This is a genomic window from Amphibiibacter pelophylacis (genome assembly GCF_037688875.1).
GTDB classification, from domain to species: domain Bacteria; phylum Pseudomonadota; class Gammaproteobacteria; order Burkholderiales; family Burkholderiaceae_C; genus Amphibiibacter; species Amphibiibacter pelophylacis.
Genome location: NZ_JAWDIE010000016.1, coordinates 12,780 through 35,976, shown reverse-complemented (window position 1 = coordinate 35,976; position 23,197 = coordinate 12,780). Strand labels below are relative to the sequence as shown.

Below are 23,197 nucleotides of genomic sequence, written 5' to 3'. Positions count from 1 at the left end.
ACGCCCCAGTGTGACTTTCTGGGCAGATCAGCGGATCAGCAGCACCTTGTGCGTCTGCACGCTGAGCGACCAGCGCGGGTGATCCAGACACCACTGCACGGCCCAGGCCTGGTTGTTGGCCTGAGCCCCTGGCAACGTCGGGCTGTCCATGGGCTGGACGCGCAGGCTGGCGAAATCCAGCGCCTCAAAGGCCAGCAGCGCGGCCTCGTCGAACCCGGCCTGGGGCACCACCACCTTCAGCTCGTGGCCGCTGCGCTGCACGAGGTCATTCCCTGCTTTGGGGCTGACGCACAGCCAGTCGATGCCCGGCGGCGCGGCGAGCGTGCCGTTGCTCTCGACCGCGATCTCGAAACCGCGCGCGTGCACGGCCGCGATCAGTTCGGCATCCAGCTGCAGCAGTGGCTCGCCGCCCGTCATCACGACCAGCGGACGCCCCGGCAACAGCCCACCCTCCCCGGCCTTCGCATCCGGCACAGGCCAGCAGCGGGCGATAGTGTCCGCCAGGGCGTCAGCGTCATAGCGCCCGCCCAGGGTGCCGTCCATCCCGACGAAATCGGTGTCGCAGAAGCGGCACTGGGCGCTGGCGCGATCCTCCTCGCGGCCCGACCACAGGTTGCAGCCCGCGAAGCGGCAGAACACCGCCGGGCGCCCGGCCTGTTGGCCCTCGCCCTGCAGGGTGTAGAAGATTTCTTTGACGGCGTAAGACATGGGGGCGGATTCTAGCCGCCCCGCAGCCGCCGCAGCAGATCCCCCAGCATCGACCCGGTCGACGTGCGGGGTTGGCCCGGAAACGACACCAGGCGGCGGCTCTGCGTCTGCACCTTGCCGCTGCCGCAGGTGGGACAGCGCTCGACCCGCACGAAGCAGTCGCCGCGCTGGGTGGCAGTCCAGCCGCAGTCCTGACAGGTGTGGCGCAGCTCGGTGGCAGCGACGGGCATAACGGCCTCGCTCAGCGGTTGGCGATGCGCTGGGCGGACCAGTCGATATAGGCGTCCAGCACCTTGGCGACCACCATGCCGCTGGCAAAAGTCAGGGCCAGCGTGGCCAGCATCTGAAGGGGGTTGTTCTGGTTGCACATGGCGGGCTCCGGTGAAAGTAATGATGGAGGGATTTTGCGGGGAGGGTGCGACAGGGTGTGTCGCCAAATGAATCATCGATCTAATCGTGTGCAGAAATGGCCGCGGTGAGCAAGGCATCAGCGCGCGGGCTGAGCACCAGCTCGACGTGCATCTGCGCGCGTGTCAGGCCGACGAACAGCAGGGCGCGCACTTCGGGCGTCCAGGCGTCGAAATCGATTTCTGTCAGCACCACGGCGGGCGCGGATTGGCCTTTGAAGCGGCGAATGGTCTCAAGCACCAGCTCGCCGTCGCTCCAGCAGGGGCGGCCGTGGGCGTCGTAGGCCCCGGTGAAGTGGCGCAACGGCCACTCGCCCAGCGTATCCTGCTGAAGCGCGCTGTGGTCACGACCGCGCCAGGTCAGCACGGCGATGTCTTTCAGGGCAAAACCCAGCTCCAGGCAGCGCGTTACGGCGGCGATGGTCTCGGCCTGCAGACGCTGAGATTCGGGCTGCCAGGTGCGCAGGCCGGGCAGCTCGCCGCGCCAGGGGTTGCAGGCGGTGATGGGCTGCGGGGTCAGGTGCAGCAGGTTGATCAGCTCGACCACCCGGCGCGGGCTGCGGTGATTGTCCTGGCTGGTGACGTGCACCGCGTCGGGAATATCAACCTCTTCGCGATCCGGGTAGAGGCCTTGGCTGGCATCTTCCAGAGTGAAAAGCTGGCCAGTGTCCTTCAGACGCGGCAATAAGGCGCTGATCCAGTCGGCGCGAAGATCCTGCATCTCGTCGATGACCAGCAGATCCAGATCGGCCGACTGCCTGGGTGCGGCGGCGATAAAGGCCTGCGACAGAGCGTCCAGTCCGGCGGCATCGCCCCGATCAGCGGGGCGCCCGGCGTGCTCCCAGCAGAGCTGGTGAAACGTCGCCACCTGCACACCCTGCCCCGCTCCGGGCGCGATCTGGCGCAGGTGGTCTGCCAGCGGCCGGTTGAAGCAGACGTAGGATGCACGCTGACTGGCATCCGCTGCACGTTGTAGCAGGCGCAGGGCCAGTTGCGTCTTGCCCGAACCCGCCGTGGCCTGCACCCTGATGACGCCAGAAGGCGCCGCCATGCGCAGCACCCAGGTCGCCAGCCCGCCAGACATCGCCCGCACCCGCTGCGCCATCTGCCCGGCCAGCACCGACACATCCAGCTGCAGGCCCAGCCAATCCAGCAGAAAACGCTCGACCGCCTCGCGCTGCTCGGGTTTGTCCATCCCCTGCCCCAGGGTCCGGGCCAGCGCTCCGGCCAGGTCGGCGCAATCCTGAGAATCCAGAATGCGCTCGCGCGGGTAGGACAGGCTGGCCTCGTCCGGCGGCAGCCGGTGCTGCGGCAGCACCAGAAAGTGCAGCAGCCGCACATACCAGCCCCGCTGCCGGATGCGCGCCTGCAGGTGGTGAAACTGCCGCCGCGCCTGCTGCCCCACATCCTTGCGCTCGGTGCCATAGCGCTTGAATACCCCAGAGGGTGCCAGTTCTACCGCGCCGCCCTTCACCTCCAGAATCGCCAGATCACCCGCCCGGTTCATCACCACAATATCGAATTCGCCGTGGTGATCACGAGCTGCATCGGTATCGGCCCAGTAGAGGGTGTGGAAGATTGTGTAGGCGGATGTGAGGGTGGATTGGAGGTGGTGGAGGATGTGGGATTCAGTGGGGTTTATTGACATCGTCTTACACCACCGAAGCTTTTTCTTCAGCCACCTCGACAGTTTGCCGGACAGCATCGCTAAACTCTTCAGACAGACGTCTTGACTCTTTAAGCCAGCTTTCGACCGTGGCCACATCCAGCTTTTCTTCAAGCATATCGATGGTCACAAGCATTCGCTCATAAACATCAATACCACCAATTTCCAAACAATCAAGTCGAAGTCCGTTAATCGCCCGCTTTTGCGAACGAATAATTTCAATATCTTGCTGGATGGCGTCGTCATACATTGAGAAAACCTCACGCAAACGCCCGTTGATACGCTGTATTACATTTCTGCTTTTATTAATTTGAGAGAAAAATTTCATCAGAGCCACTTTACGATATGCAACTTCAGCGCGCCGGGTCGAGCTGTAGGCACTAATCCCACAAACCGCTATTCCGTAAGATTGCAATATATCATCAACTTCATCAATAAGATAATTTATATCGTCGTCAGACTTGAGGTCGGCTTTGGTCAAAACAACATAAATTGACTGTTGCTCGACGCCGATCTGCTGTATAAAATCAATATCCGAATCGGGAACTGTGCCGTTGGAGTCAAGGGCAATCAACCAGACAAGCACATCAGCTTGCCGTGCAAACTGGATAGCTGTTCGCCTGTCACCATGACTCTGTGCAGCAGCTGTCGCTGGCGAGTTATAGCCGGGGGTATCAATAAAGCAAATATTAGCAAAATATTCAGGATCCATTTGAACGCCAACGCACATGAACGGCATCAAGCCCTTCAAGTCAAAACCAAATGAATCGATGAACGCATGGGTAATTTTTTTATAAAAATCCAGCTCTAAATTTACATAACCACCGTTTGCCGAATAGCCGCGAAATATTCGCTCGTCAGATGCCAGCACATAACTAGGAATTGCAGTAATAGGCTGCATACCAACTGCCAAACGCACTTCCGGATCACCAATAAAACTGTTAACAAATTCAGACTTGCCGCTACTAAAGCCACCCACAATACCAACGATAGTACGTTGATTAACATCTGGAAACCCTACGAATAGTGCTAATTCCTGTTGGATGGACTGCAGCATTGTCAGCGCTTTGGCCTCGGCTGCCAACGACGACTCATGGTCGGCAAACGTCATATAATCATTCGCCAACAACTTTCGAAAACGTACCAGGCCAGCGTTTTCACGTGGACAGGCAGCAAGTAATTGAGAAATAAGCTGGAACCGGGTCCAAGTATCGCCGTGGCGTTGACTCAATTCATGAAATTCGGCTGCCACCTGCTCATGTTTAGCTGTTAGTTTTTCATAGAATTCAAGAGTTTTCTGATGCTCTTGAGTTAAGATTTTATGCCGATGATCCATAGTACTAAGCGAATCGACCGTAGCTTGCAAATCAAGATTCACTTGATCGAGCTGCTGTCGGAGAACCTCTCGGGCCTTCTCAATTCTGTTACGATCTTGCATCAGCTCTGCATACTGAAGCGATAAGGTTCCGAAACGTAGTCGCGCCTCTTGCTCAGATTGGCCATGCTGAATGCTGGCCTGTTCAAGCGTCTGCTGCAACCCATGCAAAGAATTCCGTGCATCCTCCAGCTCGGCAGCAGTATTTGCTTGGCACTTGGTCAACTCATCAAAATCAGCAGTCAGCACCTCAGTGCGTGCCAGCACACTCTTGTACTCTTGCGTCAATTCACCGTATCGGTTGTCTGCAGCTTGGACTATTTTGATTACATCTTCACGCAATTGCTTACGACGTCTAATAAATAGATTTCCGAGCTTGTAAAGATAGGCCATTAAGACCGGAGGAAATAACTCGGTCTTCACATTGCCTCCAGCTCCTTAGCCATGCGTTGCAAACGATCGAGGGTTAAAAGAGAATTTTTAACCTGTTCTTCAAATTCATCTATCCGTGCTTGCATATCCTGAAAAAATGCTTTTCCATAGGATTCAGGTAGACTTTCGTTGATCTCACCAATCAACTGACGAACTTGCGATTCAGCATCTCCTCTGAGCTCCTCCAGAGCAAGGTGAGCAGCATCAAGGAAGTTTTTCGCATCATCGCCTAACAGATAGCCACTAAAGCCATTGAGCGAATCAAATGCACTGCTGCGGAGTTTAAACAAAGGAATATTTAGATTGGCAATCAAATTCTGGTTGGTTTCGATGATCAACGCTGGGTCTAGTTCATCACCAAGGTATACTCTGGCAGCCGCGGTCGATCGCTTAAGTAGGCTCTCATAAAAGCTCTTATTCGATTTTTTACTTGTGTTGATCAGAGTATACACCAACTCATCGGCAAATGCGGTAAGCCCATTGCGAACCTGAGTCCCAAGTACCTTGATCTCGGTATGCTGACGAGCTTCTATACCGCCACCCCAAGCCCAGTTGGCAATTTTTGCAGTGATGCTATCGCGCATTTCCGTGCGTGATTCCGATTTTTCACTAGTTGCCGCCTTGATTCTGTTAGTGGTCTTCTGATAATAAAACTCAATATCAACTTCAAGTTTCTTTTTCAGACCTGCGCAAAACTCATCTGCAGAATCGAAAAAAACCGTATCGAGCTTATCGGCACCTTCAATCACAAGGTTAGCCATCTTGCGTCGCTGTTCCTTCAAGCCCTTAATACCGGAAATGTCAGCGCTGCGAATTTTTTGATACTTGAATTGAGTAAAATTCAACAACTCGACCCGAAATGCTTCTAAAGCCGTGACCTTGGCACTAATCAACTCGTTGTATCGATTCGCAATAATTCGATCTTTTTGAGCCCGTACATTCATCAAAACGGAGCGTAGCGCTTCAGTATTAGCAAGTAAATTGAGATTGGCATGGCAGCGTTCGGCATTATCTGGCACAAAGAAATCAGGATAATTTACACGTAAGTTGTCCCACGCTTTACGTTCGCCACTATCCCACTTGCTCTGCTGGTCCAAACGAACCGAAAGACTATGACACATGCCTGAAGTGTGTAACACGCTGCCTGCACCTCGCTCTATCAACGCGTCAAAGGTAGAGCCAATTTCAGGCTGCTGGACTTTCAAGCGCTGCAAAGTATCAATCATGTGACTGCTGAGAGTCTGGATGATTTTATCCAACGCTCCTTGAAGCGTATTGTGACGAATTTCACTACCATAAAGTTGGTTATCGACTTGACTGGCGATCAAGACCAGCTCCTGAAGGCCCTCTTTCTGCGTAATCCGGCTCATCACCTCGATATCTTGCTCACTAAGAAACTGTCCGGCAGGGCTGACGATAAAAATCACATCGCAATTCTTGAGCAAGGCAACCGTGCGCTCTTCGCGAGACTGCACAGGGTCGTTCAATCCAGGCGTATCAATAACTCGTATATTACGAAGCGTATCGAGCGGAAGAAATATGTCAACACTTTTAGTTAGCGGCATATATTTGCCGTCGGCACTTACGTACTCCAGCAAGCTAGTAGCGAGCATTTGCGCATCTGTTGCCTCGAGACGCCCTAAGTTAGCGAGAGACTTAAAATCGACACCTGAATTCCGAATTCTTTGCCACTGATCATGTGCCGCAGCCAGTGCCTGTTCACTTTGAAGAGCACGCCGTGCAATTTTTTCAACGTCGGCAAGAAACTGCGCGTCCTGGCAATGACTCTCACTGCGCTGACGGCGCTGGCTAAGCGACTCGAAGGCGCGTGCCTTTTCTTCGAGTAAACGTTCCTCATATCTGATTGCATTTAGCTCGATGATTTTCTGATCAGACTCACTGTAGAACTCAACTTCTGCACAAAAGGACTCACCATAGGTCAGAGTTGTTAGAGCCGCAGTCATAGGCGTCGCCGCTCGTGGCAAAATGGCATGGCCGTCGAATATTAGCGCATTGAGCAGGGAAGATTTTCCTGCTTTTACACGACCTACAACACCAACCTGAAGCAAGCGATTTTCTTCAACTAATCTAGCGAATGCATTACTTAGTTCCCTTGGACTTTCGATCGCGTGTTTGTTGCGCAGGTGAGTAATATCTTTCTCAATTTCGGAACTATAATTCTCCATCCATTGATGAAGGCGTTTGCTCAGATCCAAGACGTGTTGTTCAGTCATTATTCCTCCAGATAAAGCGTTTGTTTGGCCAGTTGTTGAATCTGCTCTCTTGCATGAATCAGTGTTGCAATCTGCAACTTTGCAAGTTCGGTATCATCACTTCGGCCTGTGACCAGCTCATCGATGAGTTTCTGTTTTTCTCCGATCTCACGCTCAAACTCTATGCTGACTTGAGCCACCATCACTTCCATCTGCTCAGCCAGCAATGCTGGCAGACGGTCTCGCAGCTCTCGCTTAACGGAGGGGATAACTTCGTTAATCACTTTCTGCTGAACCTTCTCGCGTTGTCGTCCCTCGTTGAAAAAATTTAAAATTTGCGGGAGAAAAATAATAGCGAGTTCAATTAATGGATTAACTACGGTGGTCGTGACTGCCAGAACAGTCGCTAAACCTTGGTAGCCAATTTGAGGCAATGGCATTCCTTTTTTCCATTTCTTTTCTTCTTTTAATCGCTTTAATTCATTCTCATTGTACTCCGACAGTGTTTTACTCCAGTAACCTAAGGCCTCTCCAGTTTTCTGCAGGGTACGATTTATACTATCGGTAACTTGTCCCAACCAGTTGGCATCATTACTGAATTGGCCCATGCTCTGACCTAGGTCACCGATGGCTTTAGAAAAATCCGCAACGACCGAGCGACTAAAAATATCCATTTCCGCCTTAACTGTTCTTGTCATCGAGCCTCGGACCACTTCTGATACCACACGCGAAAAAGAGTCCGGATTACTCGACAAATAAGCATTAACCAATTCCGATTGAGCGTTATCAAGCTCACGACCAACCATATTAAGGCAGCTATCGACAGCGCGGCTTAACTGTCGCCCGCGTAAATCTTCAAGAATATCATCACGCTTGCGCTTGATCTGTCGAACACCATTTGCCAGTTCGCTCAAAGCATACTCATTCTCTGTTTGGCTTTTTTTCAATGCGGTCAAAGCTAGATTGATCTGACTAAGCAGTGAATGCGTCAAATCTTTCAATCGATCTTCAAAGACTTGGCGAACGATTTTTTCTGAGTCCAAACGTGCAAGAATTTTTGCCAGTTTTATATCAGCATCGAGCCCAACCTTGGTCAGCGGCAGTGTGTTGGCAAAATTCATCCTGATTTGTTCATCGATAAGCTCTGCGACTTCTTGCACTTGCTCATCAGACCGCAGATTAGTCTTGTTGAGTAAAAAGGTGAATTCACGTCCGTAGGTTTGCAGGTCATCCAGTTGGCGCAACATCGACTGCGTTAAGTTTCCGTCCTCAACGCTAGTTACAACGATGAAGTGCACACCGCGCGGCAAGTAATATGCAATCGCTTTGTTGTGACTAGTTAACGATGAGCCAAAGCCCGGCATATCAACGAGGACCAGCGACGGTAAGGCTTTGAGCTGCGGGTTGTCTAAATGCAACTGCAGGTGAGAAAATTCACTCGCTCGAGTCTTTATTCCTGCAAGCGCGCTGACGTCCAAACGCTCGCTAGTTCCATCCAAGTGAACGGCTATCAGGTGCTGGTCTTTGTTATAGCGGAGCTCAGTGGCCAACTCGGTTTCAGGTGTCAATCCCACGCTCAAAATTTCTGCCCCAAGAAAAGCGTTCAGCAAGCTGCTCTTGCCTGCGCTGTACGCACCAATGACCGGAACGAGCAATTCAGTATGTTCGATATCATTTTTTAGTCGCGCTACATCATCAAGCTGGATCAAGGTTTTCGCGAAGAGCGGGGGAATCAACTCAAGATACTCGAGGTAAGTTTTTTTAGTTTTTAACATGAGAAATATAGATCCTTTTACTTATCAAATTTTTAATGTAATCAATGGATATACTTAGCTCTTCAATGAATTAAACTTGCTCATTATTGGGCAAATCCACGCGTCAATCACACACCGCAACCCCTGCATCAAATCCATGTGCCACTCCACCGGCTCCAATATCCTCACATGTGGTAACCAATACCGCACCACTGGTAGCACCTGTTGCGGGTGGCTGGCTTGCGCACGAACCGTCAGCGATCCATCGGAATTGGTGTACTGTGTCTGATTCGGCAGTAAGGGGCGGCGGGTGAAGTAGTGCGCCACTTCGGCATCGACGCGAAGCAGCACTTCCGTGACATCCTGCGTGAACCAGACGTCCTCCTTGCGGTTGATGTAATCAATGTGCGCGGCATCGGGCCTAAAAGCTTTTTCAGCATCGACAGCCAGATCGTTAATGAGGGCAACACTGAAGTTCTTCAGCTTCCCCACCTCAGTCGCCGCCAGATACCACACGCCCAAGCGGTGGATCAGCCGGTAGGGCTGAACCTGGCGGGGTTTGTTTTTGTAGGTGAAGCGGCATTCGTGCCGCGCAGTAATCGCCGCCTGAAGCTGGCGGAAATCGGCGGTCTGGCTGCGTAAATCCTCAGCCGGTATCGGTTGCACGCGGGTGCTGCGCTGGGATTTTGGGGTCGCGATCTGGTCCAGCAGATAGCCCCGGCTGGTATCGGGAAAAAGCTGGCGTGTGCCCGCCAGATCGGCATATTCATCGAGATACTGCGTGGGAACGGTGCTGCGCGCTTGCGCGGTCAGGCGCCACTGGCCGCTGGCATCGCGTTCGACCACGCCCTGCAGGCGCTGACCCAGATCGCGCTCGATGGTGCGCACATCGACCTGAAATTGCTCAGCCAACCTGTGCTTGTCCAGCGCCACGCCTTGGTGCAGCAAGCCCAGAATCTGCGAGATGCGAAAGGCCAACTTCTCGCCCTTGGATGCGCTGTCAGTTCGGCGGGAGTCTGTGGGCGTCGTCATGGCAGCGCGGTGGAGTGGCGATGGCTGACTTTATCCAGCAGCAACGACAGGATGTGTCGCTACAGCAGACAACGATGCGGCACCAAGGCCTGCGAAGCGTTCAAGTGGAGATGTGGGTGCGGTCTTGATCGGCATTGTGCAAAGGCGACATCACGGGAATGCATCTTTTATATCCGCCCAAGATCAGGGGTCAAGGCAGAAACTGAGGTAATTACCGGGTTATCACGGGGGTCAAAGGGGCGGACTGTGGCTGCTAGCGCAGCACGCTGCGTTGCAAAAAAAGCCTCGACATCCTCATTTGAAACGAGATTGCCCTCTTGGGCTGATGCGCGGGCGGCATCAACCTTCGCCTGCAAAAATGCGTGGTAACAGCTACTTTGCTGATTGATCATGAGTCCTCCTTGATCACTTTTCAGACTCGCTTTAGTGTCGGCCATAACTTTCAGCAACGCCGGGTTGCCGCCCCAACCCTCACCCCACCAGCCGCCCCGCCATCTCGAAATCCGCAGGCCAGGTCAGCTTGAAGTTGCGGGCATCGCCCTCCACCAGGCGCGGCTTCAGGCCCAGGGCTTCGATGGCGCTGGCCTCGTCGGTGGTGCCGCTGTGGCGCTGCTGCAGGGCGCGGGCGAGGAGCTCCAGGCGGAACATCTGCGGAGTCTGCGCGGCCCACAGGCCACGGCGGTCTACGGTGGTTTCGCTGCGCGCGGCAGCGTTCTCGCCCGATGAAGATGACGCCGGAGCGGCGCGCTTGAGCGTATCAGCCACCGGCAGCGCCAGCAGGCCGCCGACCGGGTCATGGCGGCACTGCGCGATCAGGCGGCTGACGGCCTGCGGCGGCACCAGGCAGCGCGCGGCGTCGTGGACCAGTACCCAGTCGTCCGCCCGGGCGCCCACGGACTGAAGGGCCGTCAGACCCGCCGCGACGGTGTCGGCGCGTTCGGCGCCACCGACACAGGCCAGGTGCAGGGGCCGCGCCAGATCAGCCAGACGCGGCGCGATCTGCGGCGCAAACACCGCATCGCCCGGCGCCAGCACCAGCAGCGTGGCGTGCAGTTCGGGCACCGCCGCCAGGGCGCGCAGCGTGTGCTCGACCACGGTGCGCCCAGCCAGATCCGCATACTGTTTGGGCCCACCCTGCCCGGCACGCACGCCCACGCCAGCACAGGGCACCAGCGCCCAGAAGCGTTCGCTTGCGGGCGGTATTGTCGGCGCCGTCATGCCTGCCCCCGGCGGCGGTCCGGGCGCTGGACGAGCAGCGTCGGGAAGGTCACGGGCAGCAGATCGGGGTAATCGCGGCAGAAATGCAGACCGCGGCTTTCGTGACGCTGCAGGGCGCTGCGCACGATCAGGCCCGCGCAGTCGACCAGGTTGCGCAGCTCCAGCAGGTCGCGGCTGACGCGGAAGTTGGCGTAGTAATCGTGGATCTCGGCGTGCAGCAGCTCGATGCGGTGCAGCGCGCGCTCCAGGCGCCGCGTCGTGCGCACGATGCCGACGTAGTTCCACATCATCAGGCGCAGCTCGTCCCAGTTGTGGGCAATGACGACCTGCTCGTCGGCGTCCTCGACCTGGCTTTCGTCCCAAGGCGGCAGCACGGGCGGCGGGCCGGCAGGCTGATCCAGGATGGCGCCCGCGCAGGACCGGCCCAGCACCACGCATTCCAGCAGCGAATTGCTGGCCAGGCGGTTGGCGCCGTGCAGACCGGTGCAGGAGGTCTCGCCGACCGCGTACAGCCCCGGCAGATCGCAGCGCCCGGACAGGTCGGTGACCACGCCGCCGCAGGTGTAGTGCGCCGCCGGAACCACCGGAATCGGCTGTGTGGCGATGTCGATGCCCAGCGCCGCGCAGCGCGCGTGGATGGTGGGAAAGTGCTGCAGCAGGTGCTCGCGGCCCAGGTGGCGGGCGTCCAGCCAGACGCAGTCCAGACCGTGTTTCTTGATCTCGAAATCGATGGCACGGGCGACGATGTCGCGCGGCGCCAGCTCCAGGCGCGCATCGTGGCGGTGCATGAAACGCTCGGGGTGAATCTGGCCATCGGCGTCGCGCAGCGGCAGCAGCAGGTGCGCGCCCTCGCCACGCAGCGCCTCGGTGATCAGAAAGCTGCGCTCCTGCGGGTGATACAGGCAGGTCGGGTGGAACTGGATGAATTCCATATTGCCCACGCGGCAGCCCGCGCGCCAGGCCATGGCGATGCCGTCGCCCGTCGACGTGTCCGGATTGCTGGTGTATCGGTAGACCTTGCCCACCCCACCCGACGCCAGCACCACGGCGCGAGCGGCCAGGGTATGGACGCTCTGCGTGGCCAGATCCAGCGCGTAGACGCCGTGGCAGCGCGGCGTGCCGCTGCGCGCGGGGTCGGTGTGGCGGTCGGTGATGACGTCGATGGCCATCCAGTGCTCGCGCAGCTCGATGCCGGGGTGGGCGCGGGCGGCGCGAAGCAGCGCGTCGTGGATGGCCTTGCCCGTGGCGTCGGCCGCGTGCGCGATGCGGCGCACCGAATGGCCGCCTTCACGCGTCAGGTGCAGTCCCAGCGGTCCGCTGGGGTCGGGCGAAAAGCCCACGCCCTGCTGCACCAGCCAGGCGATGGCCGAGGCGCTGTTTTCGGCGATGACCTGCGCCACATGCTCATCCACCAGCCCGGCGCCCGCGTCCAGGGTGTCGCGCACGTGCGCGGCCACGCTGTCGTCCTGGCCCAGCACACCCACAATCCCGCCCTGCGCCCAGGCAGTGGCGCCCTCCTCCAGCCGCCGCTTGGCCAGCACCCGCACCGGGACGTGGTCGGCCAGGTGCAGCGCAACCGTCAGCCCGGCCAGGCCTGCGCCCACGATCACCACGGGCAGCCCCCCGGATCCAGACAGTTCGCTGGAAGCCCTGGTGTGGGCGGCAGAGTCGGGCGTCACGTTCATGGCGGCATCCAGGCGGGGTTGGCAAGGGCCACAATGGCCCTGCCCGCGACTATACCTGCGCGCCAGGCTGGCCTTTGCGGGCCTCGTGGCGTAGAATGCGGATTCCTTTTCAGGGGCCGACCTGGTTTCGACGTGGGTGCGGATCTGGATCAGGGCATGCCGAGCACCAGTCCGCTCGTAAATCCACTGGAAAAAACCAACTGCAAACGAAGAACGTTTCGCAATCGCCGCTTAAAACCGGCGCGCCTTTCAACCGCTTGGCCATAGGCGGTGTCTGAGTCGCAAGACAAAGACTGAAAGGTCATTTTTATGGCCTGGATACACCTCGGGTTGCGAGGGGTGTGTCGAGATTCACAGCAACTGGCTCAAAACGCAGCGTGCTCTTGCGCGGCGCCAAGGCGAGATCCAAATCAATGAGCTAAGCATGTAGAACTGGCCGGTGATGGCTGACGGACGGGGGTTCAATTCCCCCCGGCTCCACCAAACTGACTTCCGCCAACGTCCGCAGAAGTCCAAAAGCCTCAAGTTTTCAACGACTTGAGGCTTTTTTCTTGCCCGCTTCAGTCTGAGCACGTCCACTGAAGCCTGTAAACAGCCTCGCTGGAAACGAGCACAGAGGGTCTCCAAATCGATGAACCGGCTTAAAGCTCCTTTAAGGGCTCTCTTGCCACCCCAGTAAGCCACTGACAGGAGAGCCTGAACGCCCTCAGCAGCGCCTGTGCTCCAGCGCCGGCAACTGGCTGCGCACTTCGGCGAGGCGCTCGCGGCTGAGGGTGCCCACCACCGCGCCGACGCCCGTGCCGCGCAGCACCTGAACCTCGCCCCACGGGTCGATGAGCTGGCTGTGCCCCCAGGTGGCGCGGCCGTTGTCGTGCACGCCGCCCTGGGCGCTGGCCAGCAGCCAGGTCTGGTTTTCGATGGCGCGGGCGCGCAGCAGCACGTCCCAGTGCGCGCGGCCGGTGGTCGCGGTGAAGGCAGCGTTGACGCACAGCAGATCGCAGGCCTGGGGCGTCATCATCTGGCGGAACAGCTCGGGGAAGCGCAGGTCGTAGCAGATGGCCAGGCCCACGCGCCAGGTGCCGCCGTCGCGGTCGCTGCAGTCAAAGGTGCAGGGCTGCTGGCCGGGCGTCAGGACGCGGGCTTCGTCGTAGCTCTCGCGGCCGTTGTCGTAGGCGAAGAGGTGCATTTTGTCGTAGCGCGCCGCGCGCGAGCCGTCGGGCGCGTAAACCAGCGCGCTGTTGTAGACGCGCCCGGCCTGCGGCGCGCGCAGCGGCAGCGTTCCGCCCACCAGCCAGAGGTCCAGACGCTGCGCCTGCGCCGCCAGGAAATCCTGCAGCGGGCCGTTGCCGTCGTCTTCGGCGATGGCCAGTTTGTCCGTGTCCTGGCGGCCCATCAGGCAGAAGTATTCAGGCAGCAGCGCCAGACGCGCTCCTTCAGCGGCGGCGCGCTCCAGCCCCTCCTGCGCCTGGCGCAGGTTGCGGGCCACGTCCTGGCCGGAAATCATCTGGATGGCGGCAACTTTCATGGCAATTTCTCCTATTTCCCTGTTACGCCCAAGACTTCTTTACAGACACCCGACTGCGCCCAGGGGCAGCCGTGACGCTGACGGCAAGCTGAATCCGGCTGGGGCACAATCCCTGCATCCTGTCTTCCTGCGGGGCACGGTCAACCCGGTCGCCCACGCCGCATCTTATGCCAGTCAACGACATGACCCTGCCCCGTCCCCGGGGCGCCAGTGCCGATCACAGCCGTTTCGTGCAGCGCGTCCGCCGCCGCTACGAGCTGGACATGCCCCTGCTGCCCGCCGGACTGCCCGATCGCCACAGCCTGATCGCCTGCGTCCAGGCGCTTCAGGCCCAGAGCCATGATCTGGGCGCCGCGCTGCGCATCACCCGCCAGCTGGCGCTGGAGCGCCTGGCGGTGCTGGACACCGAAGACAACGCCAGCCTGCGCGACATCACCCGATCGGTCACCGAACTGGCCGAAACCGCGCTCAACCTGGCGCTTGACGAGGCCTTGGCCCAGGCCGACGCGCTCTACGGCCCGCCGCTCAACGAGGCGGGCGAGCGCATCGATTTCTGGATCCTGGGCATGGGCAAGCTGGGCGGCAAGGAGCTGAACGTCTCGTCCGACATCGACCTGATCTACGTTTACGAGGAAGACGGCCAGACCCGCCCCAAGCCCGGCAGCACCGCCAAAAGCGTCAGCGCACACGAGTATTTCGCGCAGGTGGCACGCCGCCTGTCCACCCTGGTTGGCGACACCACCGAGCACGGCTTCGTCTTCCGGGTGGATCTGGACCTGCGGCCCAACGGGCAGTCCGGCCCCATCGCGGTCAGCATGGCCATGCTGGAGGAGTATCTGCTGGTCCAGGGCCGCGAGTGGGAGCGTTTCGCCTGGCTGAAAAGCCGCGTGATCGCGCCCTGGGCCTCGGTCAGCAACGGCCGCGCCCTGCAGCTGCGCAGCCTGGTCTCGCCCTTTGTCTACCGCCGCTATCTGGACTACAGCATTTTCGAAGCGCTGCGCCTGTTGCACCGCAAAATCCGCGAGGACCACACCCGCCGCGCCGCCGGGCGCCCGCTGCGCGCCTGCGACGTCAAGCTGGCGCGGGGCGGCATCCGCGAGATCGAGTTCATCGTCCAGCTGCTGCAGGTGGTGCGCGGCGGGCAGTTTCCGGAGATCCGTTCGCGCTCCACCCTGCCCGCGCTGGACAAGCTGGCCGCCAAAGGCCTGATCACCCCGGCGACGGCGCGCCAGCTCGCCGCCGATTACACCTTCCTGCGCCGCACCGAGCACCGCATCCAGTTTCTGGACGACCAGCAGACGCACACCCTGCCCGCCGAAGACCGCGATCTGGACTGGATTGCGCGCAGCCTGAACGACCCGGATCTGGCCAATGGCTGCGATCTGATGAACCGCTACAACGAGGTGCGCGAGCGCGTCAGCACCGAGTTCGACGCCCTGCTGCACGACGGCCAGGCCCCGGGAGAATGCCGGAACTGCCAGAACCAGGCCGTGCCGGTGGACAGCCCCGCGCTGCTGCAGCGCCTGCCCGACAGCTTCGCCGAACAGGTGCGCGTGTGGGTGCAGCAGCCGCGCATCCAGGGTCTGTCCGACGCCGCGCGCCTGCGCCTGGGCAAGCTGCTGGTGCTGACGGGCAAGGCGCTGGAAGCCGGGCAGTGCCCCACATCCAGCGGCCAGCGTTTTCTGGACTGGGTCGGCAGCCTGGGCGGCCGCGAAAGCTATCTCGCCCTGCTGGTCGAGCGCCGCGACGTGCTCGACCGCCTGCTGCGCGTGCTGGGTTTTGCACGCTGGCCCATGCGCTATCTGAACACCTATCCGGGTGTCATCGACGAGCTGGCCGACAACCAGGGCATGGCCATGCGCTTTGACCGCGCCAGCTTCGACGCCAATATGGCCAGCCGCTACGACGCCCTGACCCGCGCGGGCGAGGACACCGAAGAAGCGCTGCTGGACACCCTGCGCCGCGCCCACCAGTCCGAGGTTTTCGCGACCCTGGTGCGCGAGGTCGATGGCCGCATCGCGGTTGAAGAGGTCGCGGACGATCTCTCCCTGCTGGCCGACGCCATGCTGGATGTCAGCCTGCGCTGGGCCTGGCAGCACCTGCGTCAGCGCCACCGGCCCGCGCCGCGCCTGGCCCTGATCGCCTACGGCAAACTGGGCGGCAAGGAGCTGGGCTACGGCAGCGATCTGGATCTGGTCTTTCTGTACGACGACAGCCAGGAAGACGATCCGGACGCCGCGCAGGAGATTTACACCCGCTTCGTGCGCAAGCTGATCGGCTGGCTGACGCTGCGCACCAACGCGGGCGCGCTGTTCGATATCGACACCGCGCTGCGGCCCAACGGCAATTCGGGGCTGCTGGTGTCGTCGATGGCGTCCTACGCGCGCTACCAGCAGGGGCGCGGCAGCAACACGGCCTGGACCTGGGAACACCAGGCGCTGACCCGCGCGCGCTTCTGTGCGGGGGAGCCCGAGCTGGCCGCGCAGTTTGACCAGGTCCGCCGCGAGGTGCTGTCCAGCCCGCGTGACCGCGCCGCGCTGGCACAGGAGATTCTTTCCATGCGTGACAGGGTCCGCGCCGCCACGCCCGTCCCTGCGAATACGTTTGATCTGAAGCACAGCGTGGGCGGCATGATGGACGCCGAGTTCACCGTGCAGTTCCTGGTGCTGGCGCACAGCAGCGATCACCCGGCGCTGATGGATAACGCAGGCAACATCGCCCTGCTGCAGCGCGCCGAAAGCATGGGTCTGCTGCCCGAAGGCGTGGGTCACGCCGCCGCCGATGCCTACCGCGAACTGCGCGCCCGCCAGCACCAGGCGCGGCTGGACGAAAGCAGCGCCCCGATTGCGCCGGACAGCGTCGCTGCGCCCACTGCCGCCATCCGCGCCGCCTGGCAGGCGGTGTTTGGCCGCTACGCACAAGTCGCCTCCGCCGCTTGAAACCCCAGCGCCCGGCCCCCCAACACGGCGGCCTGGCGCTCTGGCTGGCCCTGAGCACGCTGCTGGCGCTGCTGTCCATGGCCGTCGCCGCGCGGCCCGCACTGCGCCCTGATCTGGCCTGGGAAGCCAGCCGCTTCGCCAGCCAGCCCTGGCGCGCCTTCACGGCCGCGCTGGTCCACTGGTCCACGATGCACCTGGTGCTCAACCTGTGCGGCGTCGCCGTCCTGGCCCTGTGGGCTGCCGCCACCCGCGTCACCCGCCGCGCCGCCCTGGCCTGGGCGCTGGCCTGGCCGCTGACACAGATATTCCTGCTCCTGCGCCCCGACTTGCCCCCTTACGGCGGCCTGTCCGGCGTGCTGCACGCCGGCACCCTGCTTGCCACCCTGCCCCTGCTGTCTGGCGATCAGCCCCTGCGCGTGCGCGTCCTGGGCTGGACCGCCCTGGTGGCCCTGACAAGCAAAGTCCTGCTCGAACACCCCTGGGGCGCCGCCGTGGTTGTGACTGCGCACCTGGATGTGCCCGTCGCGCCCATGGGTCATGCGGGCGGGTTACTCGCGGCGGGCGTGGCGTGGGGGGTGACGGGGGTGTGGGTCAGGTGGCGGGAGCGGTTTGCTTGATGGGGTTTGTGGAATAGAATGAATCTGAATTCTGAGATTGGGTTGTGGCTCAAAAACCGTCAGCGCTGCGCATTGAGGCCTGAGTTTTTCGGATCACTACTGATGCGGATCCGGTTTTCGCGCACTCAAGGAATAGACGGCCTTGAGAGTGATTTTTAAATTGGCATCCGCTTGACATCAGTAACATTATTGCTGCGTCATAATCATTAAGCTAAGTGCAAACTATTTTGCCCGGCCAGCTATGCCAATTGATTCTTTAAATTTTGTACATTTCATTCAAGCGCAAGATTTCCAATACCAGGATGCCCTTGACGAGCTTCGCGCTGGCCACAAAGAGACCCACTGGATCTGGTTCATATTTCCGCAACTCAAAGCGCTTGGGCGTAGCACCATGGCGCGTCGTTATGGCCTGGAAAACGCTCAGGAAGCCGTCGCATATTGGGCGCATCCAATTTTGGGCCCACGCCTGCGTGAGTGCATTCAAACGATACTTGCATTGGAAGGTAAATCTGCAGCCGAGATACTTGGAGACATTGATGCGCTAAAATTCAGATCTTGTCTGACCTTGTTTTCGGCCGCCCTTCCTTCCGAGCCGTGCTTTGTAGAGGCTCTTGATCGCTACTATCAGGGCAGTCTTGATCCCTTGACCCTTGAACTTCTTCAGCGTGGCGATGCTTGAAATGGATTTTTGCCCGATTTGCTTGTGAATAACTTACCCAACTCTGAGTGACACCCGCCAGAATAACCCGCTCCACCCTCAGGGTATCCCATGGTCGGTCATCATGATCGCCTGTTTTCACTCAAAGGACACCCCATGAGCACCTCCTGGCCCCAGTATCACCCCAGCATGGTTTATCGACGCCTGGGCCGCAGCGGCCTGAAAGTCAGCGCGCTGTCGCTGGGGTCGTGGATCACCTACGCCAACCAGGTGGACGTGCGCGCCGCGCGCGAAATGATGGCCGCCGCGTTTGACGCGGGCGTCAACTTCTTCGACAACGCCGAGGTCTACGCCGACGGCGCCAGCGAAACCGTCATGGGTCAGGCGCTGCGCGAACTGGGCTGGAACCGGCTGGATTACATCGTCTCCAGCAAATTCTTCTGGGGCATCGAGGCCGCGCGCGGCCACCAGGAGAACCGCAAGGACACGCTCAACCGCAAGTATCTGCTGGGCTCGGTCGATGCCTCGCTCAAGCGGCTGGGGCTGGATTATCTTGATCTGATCTACTGCCATCGGCCCGACCCGCACACGCCGCTGGAGGAAACCGTCTGGGCGATGCACGACATCATCCAGCGCGGCAAGGCGCTCTACTGGGGCACCAGCGAGTGGAGCGCGGACGAGATTCGCGGCGCCGTGGCCATCGCGCGCCAGCACCACCTGCACGCGCCGGTCGTCGAGCAGCCGCAGTACCACCTCTTCCACCGCCGCCGGGTCGAGCAGGAATACGCCCGCCTCTATGACGATGTTGGCCTGGGCCTGACCACCTGGAGCCCGCTGGCCTCCGGCCTGCTCAGCGGCAAATACCGCGCCGGCATTCCGGCGGACAGCCGGGGCGCGCGCCCGGAACTGGGCTGGTTGCAGCAGCACCTGACCGATCCGCAGCGCAACGCCGCCGTCGCCCAGCTGGAAACGATTGCGAAAGAGCTGGGCGGCAGCGTCGCGCAGCTGGCCATCGCCTGGGTGGCGCACAACCCGCGCGTCAGCAGCGTGATCACCGGCGCGTCGAAAATCGGGCAGCTGCACGACAACCTGGGCGCGCTGGCCCTGCTGCCCCAGCTGACGCCGGAGGTGATCCAGCGCATTCAGGCCATCACCGGCCCGCTGGACGATCTGGCCTGATCAACCCGCGTCAGCGTCCGGGGCCACGACGGCTTCGCCGCGTGGCCCGCCCAGAACGCCGTCCACATAAAGCCAGCGCCCGTCTTCGCGCACAAATTGGCTGATTTCAGCCATGCGGCCTGCGTGGCCGCCACCCTGCCCCACGCGGCGCCAGCGCGCCACGAAAGACACGGTGGCGCTGTCCGGGCCGGTGGGCGTGTGCTGCTGCACCGTCAGGCCCAGCCAGCGCGTGCCCTCCAGCACATCCAGCGGATCGGGGCAGGTGTCGGGGTGCCAGGTCGCCCGGATGTAATCCGCACGCAGCAGCACGAAGGCGCTGTAGCGCGATCGCATCAGGCGCTCGGCGTCGGGGGCCAGCGCACCGCCGTCCAGATAAGGGCCGCAGCAATCGGCGAAGGCCACGGGCGTCTGGACGATGCGGCCTTTGCGGTCGCGCAAGGGCGCTGTGCGTCCGCAGGGACAGGGTGCTGTCGGCGCCAGGCTCAGCGGCGCGGGGGTGGAATCGCCCGGCAAAGCCGCGCTCATGCGGCCGCCCGATACACGCGGGCACTCGAGATCAGATGATCAAACAGCCGCTGCTGGCCCGCATCCTGCGGGGCGGACAGCTCGGGGTGCCACTGCACCGCCATCAGTTCGGGGTGGCCGCTGAGCTCCACCGCTTCGATGATTCCGTCGGGCGCCCAGGCCACGGCCTGCAGGCCCGGCGCCAGTTCGGCGATGGCCTGATGGTGCCACGATTGCGTCGTCACCGACTCGCCGATCAGACCGGCCAGATGCGAATCGGGCGCCACACGGACCGCGTGCTCAATGGGCTCCATCTGCTGGCGGCGGTGCAGCGTGTCCTCGCCGACCACGTCGGGCAGGTGCTGGTGCAGCGTGCCGCCCAGCGCGGTGTTCAGGATCTGCAGCCCGCGGCAGATGGCCAGCAGCGGCAGGCGGCGCTCCAGCACGGCGTGGACCAGGGCCAGCTCGCTGGCGTCGCGCTCATCGCTGGTGTTGTAAACCGTGTCGTGAACGGCCGATTCGCCAAAGTGCGCAGGGGCAATATCCCCACCGCCAGTCAGCACGAGCGCGTCCAGACGCTCCAGCCAGGCGTCTACCGGGGCGGGGCTCACGGGCGGCAGCAGCACAGGAATGCCTCCGGCACGCTGCACCGCCAGCACATAGCTGGACGGCATGGTGAACTGGCCGCGGTCGTTGACCGGATAGGTGCTCAGGCCCACCAGCGGGGCATCGGGTGTCATCGGTATCTTCATAGGAGATTCAATGCAGCGTCGGGCGCGGCAGGTCGACCAGCACGCTGGCCCAGCCGTCGCTGGCTTCGACCTCCAGCCCCAGCGCGGCCAGCACGTCGCCCGCATCCGGCCCCAGGGCCAGCGGCCCGGACAGATCGGCGTCGGTCGCCTCGCGCACGGCGTGGACTTTCAGATCAAAGCGCAGCGCCATGCCGGCCAGCGGGTGGTTGGCGTCCAGCACGACGTGCTCGTCGTAGATTTCGGTGATCGTGTAGAGCGCATCCAGCGGCATGCCGCTGCTGATGTGCCCTTCAGGCAGGCCGCGCAGCTGCTGGCCAGCCTCGATGTCGCCCGCGAAGAGCGTGCGCGATTCAATGCACACGCCTTGGGCGTCGTAATCACCAAAAGCCTGATGCGGCTCCAGCTGGACGCGGGTCTCGAACCCGGCGGTCTGGCCGACCAGCACCTGCTGCAGCGCGGGCAGCAGCGGGCCGTCGTCGGCCAGCAGCACCTCGCGGGGGGTGTCGCAGTCGGCGAGCGCTTCATTGCTGGCGTCGGTCATGCGCCAGGACAGGGTGACCACACAGGGCAGGCGGATGTTCATCGCACTCGGGGCTATGATGCGGCGGGCCTGCACGCGGTGCAGGTCAGCCACTGTGATTGGGGTGAACCATTATGACAAATCCATCCGTCAGCGAACGCCAGGATCGCGATCTGGGCCAGCCCACCCCGCTGCTGGGGGGGTTGAGCCCTGCCGTTTTCATGCGCGACCACTGGCAGAAAAAGCCGCTGCTGGTGCGCGGCGCCTGGCCGGAGGTGCAGCCGCCACTGGACGCGGCGCAGCTGCGCCGCTGGTGCCAGCAGGAGGGCGTCGAATCCCGCCTGATCCAGCGCAGCGGCCCCGGCGACGAGGCCGGCTGGACGCTGAAACACGGCCCGCTCAAGCGCCGCGACTGGCCCGGGGATGGCGCCACGCGCTGGACGGTGCTGATGCAGGGCGTGGACACCCACCTGGACGCGGCGCGCGCCCTGCTGGACCGATTCGATTTCATCCCGGCCGCGCGGCTGGATGATCTGATGATCTCGCTGGCGGCCGATGGCGGCGGCGTCGGGCCGCACGTTGATGCCTACGATGTCTTTCTGCTGCAGGTCAGCGGACAGCGGCGCTGGCGCATCGGGCCGGTGGCGGATGCGCGCATTCGCCCCGGGCTGCCGCTGCGCATCCTGGCCGATTTCACGCCCACGGTGGACGAAGTGCTGAACCCCGGCGACATGCTCTATCTGCCGCCGCACTACGGCCATGACGGGATCGCCGTGGGCGACGGCTGCATGACCTGCTCGGTGGGCTTTCGCAGCCCGCGCGGGCTGGGCCTGGCCTCGCAGGTGCTGCAGCGCCTGCTGGACGATCTGGATCTGGACAGCGTCGCTTTTGACGACACCGAAAACCCCATCTACACCGACCCGGATCAGGCCGCCACGGCGCAGGGCGCGCGCATTCCGCCGCAGATGCTGGCCTTCATGCGCCAGCACCTGGCCCGCCTGCTGGACGAGGGCGACGCGCTGGGCGAGGCGCTGGGCTCGCTGCTCTCCGAGCCCAAACCGGACACCGTTTTTGACGCGCCCGGCAAAGTCTCCCCCACGAACGGCGGGGGTGTGCGGCTGGCGCGGGCCACGCGCATGCTGTATGGCGAGGGCGGCGCCCTGTTCATCAACGGCGAAAGCTTCGAGGCCAGCGGCCCGGATCTGCTGCTGCTGCAGCGGCTGGCGGATACCCGCCAGCTCGCTGCGCAGGACGTCCAGCGCCTCACGCCCGACGCCCGGGCCATTCTGCAGGACTGGCTGGATGACGGCTGGCTGCACGGCACATAACGCACTTGATGCATTTACACAACATGCCTAACCCGCAAATTTCGTTTTTCATCACGAAAAATTGAAGACATTAGGGTCATCCCTATAATTCGCCCCAGCAGAAGACGCTGCGACAGGTCGCAAGACCCTGCACTGTTTTCTACTGAACCGAAAAGATGAGAACCAGACTGGAACTTTTCTTGACGGGTCGTATCACAAACCTGCGTTTGTTTGCGTTGAAATAACGTCCCTCTGCCACTCTCAAAGGAAAATTCATGAACAAGTCGATTCTGCTCTCCGCCCTGATCGCCGCTGCCGCCCTGACCGCCTGCAGCAAGAAAGAAGAAGCCCCTGCCGCTGAAGCGCCCGCTGCAATGGCTCCGGCTGCTGAAGCACCTGCTGCAATGGCTCCGGCTGCTGACGCTGCTGCAGCCCCGGCTGCTGACGCTGCAGCCCCTGCCGCTGACGCCGCCAAGGATGCCATGGGCGCCGCCAAGGATGCGGCTGGCAACGCCATGGACGCCACCAAGGACGCTGCTGGCAACGCCATGAGCGCCGCCAAGGATTCCGCCGGCAACGCCATGGAAGCTGCCAAAGACGCCGCTGGCAACGCTGCCGACGCCGCCAAAGCTGCTGTGAACGACGCTGCCAACGCTGCTGCTGCCGCCACCGCTCCTGCCACCGAAGAAAAGAAGTAATTCTTTTT

21 protein-coding genes and 1 other RNA gene are annotated in these 23,197 nt (G+C 61.2%); 7 read left to right on the top strand and 15 right to left on the bottom strand.

Features of this window, described 5'->3' with window-relative positions; all coding sequences use genetic code 11:
• Window positions 1–27: 27 nt before the first annotated feature.
• From queE to nadB, 11 genes are all read right to left on the bottom strand, one after another.
• Entirely contained in the window at window positions 28–708 is a 681-nt protein-coding gene (gene queE, locus RV045_RS10575) for a 7-carboxy-7-deazaguanine synthase (RefSeq protein ID WP_423235751.1), read from the bottom strand.
• An 11-nt stretch (window positions 709–719) separates the two neighbouring features.
• Complete coding sequence (locus RV045_RS10570; RefSeq protein WP_423235750.1) at window positions 720–938, bottom strand: hypothetical protein; 219 nt, start codon at window positions 936–938, stop codon at window positions 720–722.
• Between the two features lie 11 nt (window positions 939–949).
• Window positions 950–1,078 carry a hypothetical protein gene (locus RV045_RS10565; protein ID WP_423235749.1) on the bottom strand — a complete coding sequence of 43 codons (129 nt, stop codon included), beginning with the start codon at window positions 1,076–1,078 and terminating at the stop codon, window positions 950–952.
• An 80-nt stretch (window positions 1,079–1,158) separates the two neighbouring features.
• Complete coding sequence (locus RV045_RS10560; protein ID WP_423235748.1) at window positions 1,159–2,763, bottom strand: AAA family ATPase; 1,605 nt, start codon at window positions 2,761–2,763, stop codon at window positions 1,159–1,161.
• Between the two features lie 4 nt (window positions 2,764–2,767).
• Window positions 2,768–4,579 (bottom strand): dynamin family protein, encoded by a 1,812-nt coding sequence (locus RV045_RS10555; protein ID WP_423235747.1) that lies wholly within the window; start codon window positions 4,577–4,579, stop codon window positions 2,768–2,770.
• Entirely contained in the window at window positions 4,576–6,822 is a 2,247-nt protein-coding gene (locus RV045_RS10550; RefSeq protein WP_423235746.1) for a dynamin family protein, read from the bottom strand. The genes RV045_RS10555 and RV045_RS10550 overlap by 4 nt, the downstream gene beginning before the upstream one ends.
• Window positions 6,822–8,576 carry a dynamin family protein gene (locus RV045_RS10545; RefSeq protein ID WP_423235745.1) on the bottom strand — a complete coding sequence of 585 codons (1,755 nt, stop codon included), beginning with the start codon at window positions 8,574–8,576 and terminating at the stop codon, window positions 6,822–6,824. Before RV045_RS10545 ends, RV045_RS10550 begins: the two co-directional genes overlap by 1 nt.
• Before the next feature lie 54 nt (window positions 8,577–8,630).
• A complete protein-coding gene (locus RV045_RS10540; protein WP_423235744.1) occupies window positions 8,631–9,587 on the bottom strand; it encodes a helix-turn-helix transcriptional regulator in 957 nt (318 codons plus the stop codon).
• A gap of 167 nt (window positions 9,588–9,754) precedes the next feature.
• The gene (locus RV045_RS10535; protein ID WP_423235743.1) at window positions 9,755–9,979 is read right to left on the bottom strand and encodes a hypothetical protein; all 225 of its coding nucleotides are present in this window, start codon (window positions 9,977–9,979) and stop codon (window positions 9,755–9,757) included.
• A 79-nt stretch (window positions 9,980–10,058) separates the two neighbouring features.
• Window positions 10,059–10,805, bottom strand: a complete 747-nt coding sequence (gene ispD, locus RV045_RS10530) for a 2-C-methyl-D-erythritol 4-phosphate cytidylyltransferase (protein WP_423235742.1) — start codon at window positions 10,803–10,805, stop codon at window positions 10,059–10,061.
• Window positions 10,802–12,490, bottom strand: coding sequence for an L-aspartate oxidase (gene nadB / locus RV045_RS10525; protein ID WP_423235741.1), 1,689 nt, complete (start codon window positions 12,488–12,490; stop codon window positions 10,802–10,804). Before nadB ends, ispD begins: the two co-directional genes overlap by 4 nt.
• Before the next feature lie 112 nt (window positions 12,491–12,602).
• On the opposite strand from nadB, the gene ssrA reads away from it, so the two are divergent.
• Window positions 12,603–12,973, top strand: a transfer-messenger RNA (tmRNA) gene (ssrA, locus tag RV045_RS10520).
• Between the two features lie 223 nt (window positions 12,974–13,196).
• Here ssrA and RV045_RS10515 read toward each other — a convergent pair.
• The gene (locus tag RV045_RS10515; RefSeq protein ID WP_423235740.1) at window positions 13,197–14,015 is read right to left on the bottom strand and encodes a carbon-nitrogen hydrolase family protein; all 819 of its coding nucleotides are present in this window, start codon (window positions 14,013–14,015) and stop codon (window positions 13,197–13,199) included.
• Window positions 14,016–14,197: 182 nt separating this feature from the next.
• Here RV045_RS10515 and glnE point away from each other — a divergent pair, with 182 nt between their 5' ends.
• The 4 genes from glnE to RV045_RS10495 all read left to right on the top strand — a co-directional run bounded on the left by glnE (window position 14,198) and on the right by RV045_RS10495 (window position 19,408).
• Entirely contained in the window at window positions 14,198–16,954 is a 2,757-nt protein-coding gene (gene glnE, locus RV045_RS10510) for a bifunctional [glutamate--ammonia ligase]-adenylyl-L-tyrosine phosphorylase/[glutamate--ammonia-ligase] adenylyltransferase (RefSeq protein WP_423235739.1), read from the top strand.
• A complete protein-coding gene (gene rrtA / locus RV045_RS10505; RefSeq protein ID WP_423235738.1) occupies window positions 16,951–17,571 on the top strand; it encodes a rhombosortase in 621 nt (206 codons plus the stop codon). The genes glnE and rrtA overlap by 4 nt, the downstream gene beginning before the upstream one ends.
• Window positions 17,572–17,812: 241 nt before the next feature.
• A complete protein-coding gene (locus RV045_RS10500; RefSeq protein WP_423235737.1) occupies window positions 17,813–18,250 on the top strand; it encodes a DUF1810 domain-containing protein in 438 nt (145 codons plus the stop codon).
• Between the two features lie 168 nt (window positions 18,251–18,418).
• Window positions 18,419–19,408, top strand: a complete 990-nt coding sequence (locus RV045_RS10495; RefSeq protein ID WP_423235797.1) for a potassium channel beta subunit family protein — start codon at window positions 18,419–18,421, stop codon at window positions 19,406–19,408.
• On the opposite strand, the gene RV045_RS10490 is transcribed toward RV045_RS10495, so the two are convergent.
• From RV045_RS10490 to RV045_RS10480, 3 genes are read right to left on the bottom strand one after another with little or no spacing between them, the layout of a single operon-like run.
• Entirely contained in the window at window positions 19,409–19,933 is a 525-nt protein-coding gene (locus RV045_RS10490) for a YchJ family protein (protein WP_423235736.1), read from the bottom strand.
• Window positions 19,930–20,652 (bottom strand): gamma-glutamyl-gamma-aminobutyrate hydrolase family protein, encoded by a 723-nt coding sequence (locus RV045_RS10485; RefSeq protein ID WP_423235735.1) that lies wholly within the window; start codon window positions 20,650–20,652, stop codon window positions 19,930–19,932. The genes RV045_RS10490 and RV045_RS10485 overlap by 4 nt, the downstream gene beginning before the upstream one ends.
• Before the next feature lie 19 nt (window positions 20,653–20,671).
• On the bottom strand, window positions 20,672–21,247 hold the full coding sequence (locus tag RV045_RS10480) for an FKBP-type peptidyl-prolyl cis-trans isomerase (RefSeq protein ID WP_423235734.1): 576 nt from the start codon (window positions 21,245–21,247) through the stop codon (window positions 20,672–20,674).
• A gap of 71 nt (window positions 21,248–21,318) precedes the next feature.
• Here RV045_RS10480 and RV045_RS10475 point away from each other — a divergent pair, with 71 nt between their 5' ends.
• Complete coding sequence (locus RV045_RS10475) at window positions 21,319–22,512, top strand: JmjC domain-containing protein (RefSeq protein ID WP_423235733.1); 1,194 nt, start codon at window positions 21,319–21,321, stop codon at window positions 22,510–22,512.
• 254 nt (window positions 22,513–22,766) lie between these two features.
• The gene (locus tag RV045_RS10470; RefSeq protein WP_423235732.1) at window positions 22,767–23,189 is read left to right on the top strand and encodes a hypothetical protein; all 423 of its coding nucleotides are present in this window, start codon (window positions 22,767–22,769) and stop codon (window positions 23,187–23,189) included.
• The last annotated feature ends 8 nt before the right edge of the window (window positions 23,190–23,197 follow it).

Coding starts and splice junctions, on each gene's coding strand:
- RV045_RS10560 (WP_423235748.1), bottom strand. CDS start 2,763: ATGTCAATAAACCCCACTGAATCCCACATCCTCCACCACCTCCAATCC.
- RV045_RS10475 (WP_423235733.1), top strand. CDS start 21,319: ATGACAAATCCATCCGTCAGCGAACGCCAGGATCGCGATCTGGGCCAG.
- queE (WP_423235751.1), bottom strand. CDS start 708: ATGTCTTACGCCGTCAAAGAAATCTTCTACACCCTGCAGGGCGAGGGC.
- RV045_RS10550 (WP_423235746.1), bottom strand. CDS start 6,822: ATGACTGAACAACACGTCTTGGATCTGAGCAAACGCCTTCATCAATGG.
- RV045_RS10570 (WP_423235750.1), bottom strand. CDS start 938: ATGCCCGTCGCTGCCACCGAGCTGCGCCACACCTGTCAGGACTGCGGC.
- RV045_RS10545 (WP_423235745.1), bottom strand. CDS start 8,576: ATGTTAAAAACTAAAAAAACTTACCTCGAGTATCTTGAGTTGATTCCC.
- RV045_RS10480 (WP_423235734.1), bottom strand. CDS start 21,247: ATGAACATCCGCCTGCCCTGTGTGGTCACCCTGTCCTGGCGCATGACC.
- RV045_RS10470 (WP_423235732.1), top strand. CDS start 22,767: ATGAACAAGTCGATTCTGCTCTCCGCCCTGATCGCCGCTGCCGCCCTG.
- ispD (WP_423235742.1), bottom strand. CDS start 10,805: ATGACGGCGCCGACAATACCGCCCGCAAGCGAACGCTTCTGGGCGCTG.
- RV045_RS10500 (WP_423235737.1), top strand. CDS start 17,813: ATGCCAATTGATTCTTTAAATTTTGTACATTTCATTCAAGCGCAAGAT.
- RV045_RS10565 (WP_423235749.1), bottom strand. CDS start 1,078: ATGTGCAACCAGAACAACCCCCTTCAGATGCTGGCCACGCTGGCCCTG.
- nadB (WP_423235741.1), bottom strand. CDS start 12,490: ATGAACGTGACGCCCGACTCTGCCGCCCACACCAGGGCTTCCAGCGAA.
- RV045_RS10535 (WP_423235743.1), bottom strand. CDS start 9,979: ATGATCAATCAGCAAAGTAGCTGTTACCACGCATTTTTGCAGGCGAAG.
- RV045_RS10490 (WP_423235736.1), bottom strand. CDS start 19,933: ATGAGCGCGGCTTTGCCGGGCGATTCCACCCCCGCGCCGCTGAGCCTG.
- RV045_RS10540 (WP_423235744.1), bottom strand. CDS start 9,587: ATGACGACGCCCACAGACTCCCGCCGAACTGACAGCGCATCCAAGGGC.
- RV045_RS10495 (WP_423235797.1), top strand. CDS start 18,419: ATGGTTTATCGACGCCTGGGCCGCAGCGGCCTGAAAGTCAGCGCGCTG.
- RV045_RS10515 (WP_423235740.1), bottom strand. CDS start 14,015: ATGAAAGTTGCCGCCATCCAGATGATTTCCGGCCAGGACGTGGCCCGC.
- glnE (WP_423235739.1), top strand. CDS start 14,198: ATGACCCTGCCCCGTCCCCGGGGCGCCAGTGCCGATCACAGCCGTTTC.
- RV045_RS10485 (WP_423235735.1), bottom strand. CDS start 20,652: ATGACACCCGATGCCCCGCTGGTGGGCCTGAGCACCTATCCGGTCAAC.